This window comes from Actinomycetota bacterium, assembly GCA_036280995.1.
In the GTDB taxonomy this organism is placed as follows: Bacteria; Actinomycetota; CALGFH01; order CALGFH01; family CALGFH01; genus CALGFH01.
Genome location: DASUPQ010000129.1, coordinates 1 through 8,230, shown reverse-complemented (window position 1 = coordinate 8,230; position 8,230 = coordinate 1). Strand labels below are relative to the sequence as shown.

Sequence of the window (8,230 nt, the reverse complement as noted above, 5' to 3'; positions counted from 1 at the left end):
CCTGACCGGCGACGAGGCGACCGGCGCGCTCATCGTCCGCCGGGCCCTCGAGGAGCCGCTGAAGCAGATCGCCCTCAACGCCGGCCTCGAGGGCGGCGTGGTGGTCGAGAAGGTCCGCGGCCTCGACCCGGGCCAGGGCCTGAACGCGGCCTCCGGCGAGTACACCGACATGTTCAAGGCGGGGATCGTCGATCCGGCCAAGGTCGTCCGCTCCGCCCTGCAGAACGCGACCTCGATCGCCGGCCTGTTCCTCACCACCGAGGCCGTGGTGGCCGACAAGCCCGAGAAGGAGAAGGCCCCCGCCATGCCCGGCGGCGGCGGCGACATGGACTTCTAGTCCGGCTCCACACGGAACGGCGGCCCCCCCGATGTCGGGGGGGCCGCCGTTTCGTATGGAACTAGACTGTCGTGTCATGGACGCGCTGGACGCCAAGCTGGCCGCCCTGCGGTCGGAGCTGGAGGCCACCGGCGGGGTGATGGTGGCGTTCTCGGGCGGGGCCGACTCGGCGCTGCTGCTGGCCGCGGCCGTTGAGGCGCTGGGGGAGCGGGCGGTGGCGGCCACCGGCGTGTCGCCCAGCCTTCCCGACCAGGAGCTGGAGGACGCCCGCGCCCTGGCCTCCGAGCTCGGCGCCCGCCACCTGGTCGTGGCCACCCACGAGGGCGAGCGTCCCGGCTACCTGCGCAACGGCCCCGACCGCTGCTTCTTCTGCAAGGACGAGCTGTTCGAGGTGCTCGCCCCCCTGGCCGGCGCCGAGGGCCTCGCCCTGGCCGTCGGGACCAACACCGACGACCTGGGCGACCACCGCCCCGGCCAGCGGGCCGCGGCCGACCACGGCGTGCTCACCCCGCTGGTCGCGGCCGGGCTGTCCAAGGCCGAGGTCCGCCAGGCGTCCCGCCGCCGGGGCCTGCGCACGGCCGACAAGCCGGCCGCGGCCTGCCTGGCCTCCCGGATCGCCTACGGCGTCCAGGTCACGCCGGCCCGGCTGTCCCGGGTCGAGCGGGCCGAGGCCCTGCTCCGCTCCTTCGGCCTGGCCCAGCTCCGCGTCCGCGACCACGGCGACCTGGCCCGGATCGAGGTCCCGGTCGGTGCCCTGGGCGAGCTGGTCGAACCGGGCCGCCGGGCCCGCCTGGTCGACGGCCTGCACGACCTCGGCTTCACCTACGTCACCCTCGACCTGGAGGGCTTCCGCTCCGGCTCCATGAACGCCGCCCTGCACCAGAGGCCGGCACCGTGAGGCGGCTGGTCCACTGCACCCTCCCGCCGGAGCTGGTCCACCGGCCGATTCTCCACGACCTGGTCAGGACGACCACGGCCGTGGTCAACGTCCGCCGGGCCAACGTCGACGTGGAGTCCGGGGTCGCCTGGTTCCTGCTCGAGCTCTCCGGCCCCACCGACCAGCTCGACCAGGCCGAGGCCTGGCTCGCCGAGCAGGGCGTCACCGTCGAGCCGATCGACGCGTGACCGCGGTCCCGCTTCGCCGGAACCGCGACTTCCTGCTCCTCCAGACCGGGCAGCTGCTGTCGGAGGCCGGCACCAAGTCGGCGGCGATCGCCTACCCCCTGCTCGTGCTGGAGGTGACGGGGTCGGCGGCCAGGGCGGGGGTGGTCGCCTTCGCCCGCGCCCTGGCCCTGACACTGTTCGCCCTGCCCGCCGGGGTGGTCGCCGACCGCTGGAACCGGCGGTGGCTGATGGTCGCGGCCGACGGCGTCCGCGTGCTCGCCGTCGGCGGGCTGGCCGCGGCGATCCTGGCCGGCCGGCTCGTCTTCTGGGCGATCCCACTGGTCGCCCTCGTCGAGGGCGCCGGCGCGGCCCTGTTCGCGGCCGCGCAGGCCGGGGCCCTCCGGGCCGTGGTGCCGGCGCGCCAGCTGCCGGGAGCAGCGGGCGCCCAGACGGGCCGGCTGGCGGCGGTCGACCTGGCCGGCCCGCCGATCGGCGGCGCGCTGTTCGGGGTCGCCCGGGCGCTCCCGTTCCTGGTCGACGCCGTCTCCTACGCCTTCTCGACCGTCTCGCTGCTGGCCATGCGGGGCCCGTTCCAGGAGGCGCGCGAGCCCGACCGGGCGTCGCTGCGCTCGCGGCTCGCCGAGGGGTTCGGCTTCCTCTGGGGCCACCGGTTCCTGCGCATCTGCGCGCTCCTGTTCGGGCTGTCGAACTTCATCGGCGTGGGCGTCCTGTTCGCGGTCGTGGTCCTCGGTCAGCGCCAGGGCCTGTCCGGCGGCCGGGTCGGCCTGCTCCTCTCGGCCTTCGGGGGCTGCGTGCTGCTCGGCTCGTTCCTGGCCCCGCTGGTCAGCCGGGTCCTCTCGGTCCGCACGGTGCTGCTGCTGGAGCTGTGGACCTGGCTCGGCTGCGGCCTGTTCCTGATCTGGCCCAACGTCTACGTGCTGGCCGCCAGCACCCTGCCAACGGCCCTGGCGATCCCCTCGACCAACTCGGTCGTCCACGGCTACCGCATCGCGATGACGCCCGACCGTCTGCTCGGCCGGGTCGAGTCCATCTGGCGGGCGATCTCGCTGCTGATCGTGCCGCTGGGGCCGCTGGTCGCCGGCATCCTGCTCGACGCCCTGCCGGCCCGGGCCGCCATCGGCCTGTTCGCCGCCGTCGCCCTGGTCCTGGTCGTCTGGGGCTGCCTCAGCCCGTCGATCCGGACGGCCCCGAGCCTGGACGAGCTCGACCGCCATCCGGGGTGACGCCGCCGGCGCGCAGCACCCGCAGGGCGTTGAGGGTGAGCATCTCGCTGGGGCCCGACCGTCCCCAGTCGACCACCTCGACCGGGCCTGACCCGGACCGGCTGCCCGGCGGGCGCCACCAGTACCCGCTCGGCCACCAGCGGCCGTCGGCCCGCCGGCGCCGGGCGACCAGGTCGAGCGCGTCGGCGGCGCGCGGGTCGCGGGCCAGGCCCAGCCGCGACAGGACCAGCAGCGCCTGGAGCACGTCGTAGTGCCAGTAGGGCGGGTAGCGCGGACGCAGCCAGCGCCGGTCGATCACCTCGCCGTCCCGCAGCGAGCGGAACAGCCGGTGGGACAGGAGCAGCTCGGCGGTCCGGGTGGCCGCCTCCCGGGCCCAGGTCGCGCCCGTGGCCAGCCAGTACTCGTGCAGGCCCCAGGCCGGCGGCAGCGACTCGTGGAACGACGAGCGGCGGCCGCTGGCCCGCGGGTCGCAGTTCCAGCCGCCGTCGGGCCACTGCCATCCGGCCAGCGACCGGGCCAGCAGCTCGGCCCGCGGGTCGCCGGCCATGCCGAGCCGGCAGGCGACGGCCAGTGCGTTGCCCTCCTGGGAGGCGCAACGGCGGGCGAGCCCGTCGACCACCATCACCGTCCGCCGGTGCGCGTCGCTGGTCAGCCAGTCCAGCACGGTCGAGGCGGCGGCCAGCAGGCGCGGCTCACCGGCCGGGGCGGCCAGCTCCACCAGCGAGACGAGCCGCCAGTGGGCGCCGGTCCACTTGCTGTAGGGGCGGACCCCGAAGCCGCCGTCCGGTCGCTGGCCGGCCAGCAGCGCGGCCACCTTCGGGCCCTCCAGCACCCGGGCCGCGTCGGCAGCCGCGGCCGGGCCGTCCCCGAGCAGGTCGCGGCGGGCCAGGTGGCGGACGGCCGGCTCGTCGGAGGCGAGCAACCAGGCCAACGCGGCGGCCGTCGGGTCGTCCACGGCCATGGTCAGGCGGTGCCGGGGCGCACGATGCCGGTCTCGTAGGCGAGGACGACGGCCTGGACCCGGTCGCGCAGGTCGAGCTTGAACAGCAGGCGGCCGACGTGGGTCTTGACGGTGGTCTCGCTGACGACCAGGTGCTCGGCGATCTCGGCGTTGGACATGCCCCTGGCGACCAGGCCGAGGACCTGGAGCTCGCGGGCGGTGAGGCTGTCGAGGGCGGCGGGCCGGGCGGCGGCCGGGTCGGGGAGGCTGGCCGCGAAGCGGTCGAGCAGGCGCCTGGTCACCGAGGGGGCGAGGAGGGCGTCGCCGGCGGCCACGACCTTGATGGCGTCGACCAGGTCCTCGGGCGGGACGTCCTTGAGCAGGAAGCCGCTGGCCCCGGCGCGCAGGGCCGACAGGACGTACTCGTCGAGGTCGAAGGTGGTCAGGATCAGCACCCGGACCGGGTCCTGGACGCCGTCGCCGGCCAGGCGGCGGGTCGCCTCGATCCCGTCCATGCCGGGCATGCGGACGTCCATCAGGACCACGTCGGCCCGGGCGCCGGCGGCCAGCCGGACCGCCTCGGCGCCGTCGGCCGCCTCGCCCACCACCTCCAGGTCGGGCTCGGCGTCCAGGATCATCCGGAACCCGGTCCGCATCAGCGGCTGGTCGTCGGCGATCAGGACCCTGATCGTCACGGGGATCCGTTGTCCAGCGGCAGGCGGGCCGCGACCCGGTAGCCGCCGTCGGGGCGGGGACCGGTCTCGAGGGTGCCGCCGAACATGGCGACCCGCTCGCGCATGCCGATGAGGCCGTGCCCACCGCCCTCCCTGCGGCCCGGGAGCTCCAGCACCCCGTCGGGGCCGAGCCTGACCACGACCGGGCCTCCGCCGTCCCGGACCGTCCCGGCCCGCCGGCGCCATCGTCGGTGACCTGCACCTCCAGGTCCTCGCGGCCATAGCGGATCCGGACCTTGGCCCGGGCCGGGCCGGCGTGCCGGAGCGAGTTGGTCAGCGCCTCCTGCACGATCCGGTAGGCCGACAGGTCGACCCCGGCCGGCAGCGGCCGCGGCTCGCCCTCGACCGTCACCTCGACCGGCAGGCCGGCCTCGCGGGCGGCGGCGGTCAGCGACTCCAGATGGTCCAGGCCCGGCTGGGGGGCGAGGGCGGCGACGTCCTCCTGGTCGCGGTCGCGCAGCAGCCCGAGCAGCCGGCGCAGCTCGACCAGAGCCTGGCGGCCGGTCGACTCGATCTGGCCAAGGGCGGACGCCGCCTGGTCGGGGCTGGCGGCCAGGGTGCGCCGGGCCGCCCCGGCCTGGACGGTCATCACGCTGACCGAGTGGGCGACCACGTCGTGCAGCTCGCGGGCGATCCGGCCCCGCTCCTCGGCCACCGCCCAGCGCGAGCGCAGCTCCTGCTCGGTGGCCAGCTGGGCGTTGAGCGCTTCCAGCTTGGCCGTGTAGGCCAGCCGCCGCTTCTGCACGTTGCCCAGGAACCAGGCGGCCGCGAACTGCACGTAGCCGACCAGCCAGCCCTGCACGTCCTCCTCGGCCGGCCTGGGGTAGCGGACCATGACCAGGGTCGTGTAGACGGCCAGGCCGACGGCGACCAGGGCGGCGGCCAGCAGCGACCGGCGCTGCGGGCAGTGGGCGGCCACCGTGTAGAGGGCGATCAGCACCCCGAACTCGGCCCAGGTCGGCTGGTAGCCGACGACCAGGTGGGCGAGCGCGGCCAGGCCGGTGACGGCCAGGACGGCCATGGGGGCGCGCCGGCGCCAGACCAGCGGCACCGTCTGGGCGAGCGTGAGCAGCACGGCCAGCGCGTCGGTGTCGCGGAACTCGATGCCGAGCTTGGCCAGGCTCGGGTTGTCGATGAGCAGCTGGGGCAGCCCGAGCACGGTGACCAGGGCCGCCAGCAGGCCGTCGGCCACCGTCGGGGGCAGCCGCCGCACCCGCCGGACCAGGGACCCGGGCATGCGCATGCCGTGACGGTAGCGTGCCGCGGGAACCGGGTCATCCTGCCCGGCGACGATCGTGGCCTCCTCCGGGGGGAGGAGCCGAGGTCAGGAAGCGGGAGGCGCGGCCGTCGGCTCGGGACCGGCGCCGTCGCCGGACGGCCGGGAGACGCCGGCCGGGGCGGTGGTGGAGCCGATCACGGGGACGACCTGGCGGGCGGTGATGATCTCGTCGACCATGCCGTACTCGAGCGCCTGGTCGGCCGACATGATGAAGTCGCGGTCGGTGTCCTTGGCGATCTTCTCGACCGTCTGGCCGGTGTGCTTGGCCATGATCTCGTCCAGCAGCTTGCGCAGGCGGAGGATCTCCCGGGCCTGGATCTCGATGTCGGCCGACTGGCCGCGGGCCCCGCCCGAGGGCTGGTGGATCAGGATGGTCGAGTGGGGCAGGGCGTAGCGCTTGCCCTTGGTGCCCGAGGCCAGGATCACCGCGGCGGCCGAGGCGGCCATGCCCATGCAGATCGTGGACACGTCCGGCTTCACGTACTGCATGGTGTCGTAGATGGCGAGCAGGTCGGTGATCGACCCGCCGGGCGAGTTGATGTAGATCGAGATGTCCTTGTCCGGGTCCTCGCTCTCCAGGTGCAGGAGCTGGGCCATGACCAGGTTGGCGATGGTGTCGTCGATCGGCGTGCCCAGGAAGATGATCCGGTCCTTGAGCAGGCGGGAGAAGATGTCGAACGAGCGCTCGCCACGGCTGGTCTGCTCGATGACGATGGGGACCAGGTTCGCATCGGCCATTGAGCAAACCTCCGGACGGGGACGGGACGACGCGAGGGTACCAGCGCCGCGCCCGCTTCGGAGGCTTGGCGGGGATCGGCGGCGGCCACGTCCCGCTCCTCGGCGAGGCCAGCCCCACGGCTCGCTCCTGGGGTCGGGACGGTTCGCGGGCGAAAGAATTCCTCCCCTCGCCCAATGAACCGATCGAGGCGGCGCAGCGAACGCATGGTGAGCCGGCAACGCCGGGGCTCCACAGCCGCCAAGGAGGTCATGCGGATCATGCCCGTCCAGCGTTTCGCCCAGGTCTTCGGGGCCGTCTACGTGCTCGTAGGCCTGCTCGGGTTCGCCTTCACGGGGTTGGACGGCTTCGCCGCCCCCTCGGACGACAAGCTCCTGCTGTTCGGGGTGAACCCGCTGCACAACATCGTCCACCTCGCGGTCGGGGCCCTGTGGCTGGCCTCGTCCCGCACCGAGTCGAGCGCCCGCGCCGTCAGCACCCTGATCGGCGCCGTCTACCTGGTGGTCGGGATCCTGGGGCTGTTCATCAACGGCTCCTCGGACCTGAACCTCCTCAACATCAACCAGCCCGACAACGCGCTGCACCTGGCGAGCGCCGCGCTCGGCCTGTACTTCGGGCTGGCCGGGCGGCGGACGGCCGCGCCGGCGGCCTAGGCCGGGGGCGTCAGCGGAGCTCGGGGAGGACGGCCGCGCCGAGTAGGGCGGCCGGGTCGGGCTCGCCGTCCAGGATGCGGTTCACGGCCGCCAGGAGCGGCAGCCCGCCGGCCATCCCGAGGCCGAGCTGGGCGGCCAGGTCGCGGGCGAGGCGGGCCGCCGGGACGCCCTCGACGGTCTGGCCGGCGGCGGCCATGGCGGCCAGCGCCTCGTCGGGTGGCTCGCCGCGGCCGACCCTGGCCCCGAACACGCGGTTGCGTCCGGACAGCGAGGTGACCTCCAGGTCGCCCACCCCGGCCAGGCCGAGGACGGTCTCCTCGCGGCCCCCGAGGGCCACCGCCAGCCGCCGCATCTCGGCCACGGCCTGGGTGAAGGTGGCGGCGGCCAGGTCGTGCCAGGGTTCCCCGCCGGCCTCGGTGAGCCCGTGGCAGACGCCGACGGCGATGGCGTAGACGTTCTTGGTGGCGGCGGCCGCCTCGACCCCGTCGAGGTCGTCGCCGCACTCGACCCGGTAGGCGGGGGTGGCCAGCGTCCGCGCGCCCAGGGTCACCGCCCCGCCGTCCCGGCCGGCGAAGACGGCCGCCGTGGGCCGGCCGGCGGCGACCTCGTTGGCCTTGCAGGGGCCGCCGACGGCCACCACCGGGCAGGTACCGGCCGGCCGGCCGGGCAGGGCGGCGGCGACCAGGTCGGGGAGCAGGCTGACGCGGCCGCCGGGCCGGCGACCGAACCCCTTGGTGCAGAGCAGCAGCGGCGTCCCCGGGCGCAGGGCGGCGGCGGCGCGGCGGACGACCTCGAGCACGCCGTCGGAGCTGATCGCGACCGCGACCAGGTCGGCGCCGTCCAGCGCCCCGGCCAGGTCGCCGGCGGAGCGGAGCTCGACCCGCGGGTCGGCGGGGACGCCGGTGCGGGGGTGGGGACGGCCGGCGCGCAGCTCGGCCAGGAGGTCGCCGTCCAGCCAGGTCCCCCAGAGCCGGACCCGGTTGCCGGCGGCCACGGCCGGGGTGGCCAGGGCGCTGCCCATCGCCCCGGCGCCCAGGATGGTCACGGTGGCCACGGTCAGCTCCCGGTCGGCGTCGCGACCACTCAGTCGAGGGCCACCAGGTCCAGGTAGTCCTCGCTCCAGACGTCCAGGGCGCCGTCGGGCATGAGCAGGACCCGGTCGGGCTCGAAGCTCTGCACGAACGGGGTGTCGTGGCTGACCAG

12 protein-coding genes are annotated in these 8,230 nt (G+C 75.3%); 7 read left to right on the top strand and 5 right to left on the bottom strand.

Annotated elements, in window-relative coordinates:
- The 4 genes from VF468_04165 to VF468_04150 form a co-directional block, all read left to right on the top strand.
- Positions 1-337, top strand: a 337-nt coding sequence (locus VF468_04165) for a TCP-1/cpn60 chaperonin family protein (protein ID HEX5877509.1), incomplete at its 5' end; no start/stop codon positions are given.
- Between the two features lie 76 nt (positions 338-413).
- Positions 414-1,235 carry an ATP-dependent sacrificial sulfur transferase LarE gene (gene larE / locus VF468_04160; protein ID HEX5877508.1) on the top strand — a complete coding sequence of 274 codons (822 nt, stop codon included), beginning with the start codon at positions 414-416 and terminating at the stop codon, positions 1,233-1,235.
- Positions 1,232-1,462, top strand: coding sequence for an NIL domain-containing protein (locus tag VF468_04155; protein ID HEX5877507.1), 231 nt, complete (start codon positions 1,232-1,234; stop codon positions 1,460-1,462). The genes larE and VF468_04155 overlap by 4 nt, the downstream gene beginning before the upstream one ends.
- Positions 1,459-2,685, top strand: a complete 1,227-nt coding sequence (locus VF468_04150; GenBank protein HEX5877506.1) for an MFS transporter — start codon at positions 1,459-1,461, stop codon at positions 2,683-2,685. Before VF468_04155 ends, VF468_04150 begins: the two co-directional genes overlap by 4 nt.
- Here the strand turns inward: VF468_04150 and VF468_04145 are convergent.
- The 3 genes from VF468_04145 to VF468_04135 are packed head-to-tail and all read right to left on the bottom strand — an operon-like array spanning position 2,627 to position 4,499.
- On the bottom strand, positions 2,627-3,646 hold the full coding sequence (locus tag VF468_04145) for a hypothetical protein (GenBank protein ID HEX5877505.1): 1,020 nt from the start codon (positions 3,644-3,646) through the stop codon (positions 2,627-2,629). The genes VF468_04150 and VF468_04145 overlap by 59 nt on opposite strands.
- A 2-nt stretch (positions 3,647-3,648) precedes the next feature.
- Entirely contained in the window at positions 3,649-4,320 is a 672-nt protein-coding gene (locus VF468_04140) for a response regulator transcription factor (protein ID HEX5877504.1), read from the bottom strand.
- Positions 4,317-4,499 (bottom strand): hypothetical protein, encoded by a 183-nt coding sequence (locus tag VF468_04135; GenBank protein ID HEX5877503.1) that lies wholly within the window; start codon positions 4,497-4,499, stop codon positions 4,317-4,319. Before VF468_04135 ends, VF468_04140 begins: the two co-directional genes overlap by 4 nt.
- Before the next feature lie 417 nt (positions 4,500-4,916).
- On the opposite strand from VF468_04135, the gene VF468_04130 reads away from it, so the two are divergent.
- Positions 4,917-5,084 carry a hypothetical protein gene (locus VF468_04130; protein HEX5877502.1) on the top strand — a complete coding sequence of 56 codons (168 nt, stop codon included), beginning with the start codon at positions 4,917-4,919 and terminating at the stop codon, positions 5,082-5,084.
- A gap of 276 nt (positions 5,085-5,360) precedes the next feature.
- Positions 5,361-5,609 (top strand): hypothetical protein, encoded by a 249-nt coding sequence (locus VF468_04125; GenBank protein HEX5877501.1) that lies wholly within the window; start codon positions 5,361-5,363, stop codon positions 5,607-5,609.
- A 74-nt stretch (positions 5,610-5,683) separates the two neighbouring features.
- Here VF468_04125 and clpP read toward each other — a convergent pair whose 3' ends face one another.
- Positions 5,684-6,376 carry an ATP-dependent Clp endopeptidase proteolytic subunit ClpP gene (gene clpP / locus VF468_04120; protein HEX5877500.1) on the bottom strand — a complete coding sequence of 231 codons (693 nt, stop codon included), beginning with the start codon at positions 6,374-6,376 and terminating at the stop codon, positions 5,684-5,686.
- A gap of 258 nt (positions 6,377-6,634) precedes the next feature.
- On the opposite strand from clpP, the gene VF468_04115 reads away from it, so the two are divergent.
- Entirely contained in the window at positions 6,635-7,027 is a 393-nt protein-coding gene (locus VF468_04115) for a DUF4383 domain-containing protein (GenBank protein HEX5877499.1), read from the top strand.
- 10 nt (positions 7,028-7,037) lie between these two features.
- Here VF468_04115 and VF468_04110 read toward each other — a convergent pair whose 3' ends face one another.
- Positions 7,038-8,081: an NAD(P)H-dependent glycerol-3-phosphate dehydrogenase gene (locus VF468_04110; GenBank protein ID HEX5877498.1), complete on the bottom strand. Its 1,044-nt coding sequence runs from the start codon at positions 8,079-8,081 to the stop codon at positions 7,038-7,040.
- Positions 8,082-8,230: the final 149 nt, after the last annotated feature.

Excerpts from the sequence above, each read along its gene's own strand:
- VF468_04115 (HEX5877499.1), top strand. The coding sequence starts at position 6,635 with ATGCCCGTCCAGCGTTTCGCCCAGGTCTTCGGGGCCGTCTACGTGCTC.
- VF468_04145 (HEX5877505.1), bottom strand. The coding sequence starts at position 3,646 with ATGGCCGTGGACGACCCGACGGCCGCCGCGTTGGCCTGGTTGCTCGCC.
- clpP (HEX5877500.1), bottom strand. The coding sequence starts at position 6,376 with ATGGCCGATGCGAACCTGGTCCCCATCGTCATCGAGCAGACCAGCCGT.
- larE (HEX5877508.1), top strand. The coding sequence starts at position 414 with ATGGACGCGCTGGACGCCAAGCTGGCCGCCCTGCGGTCGGAGCTGGAG.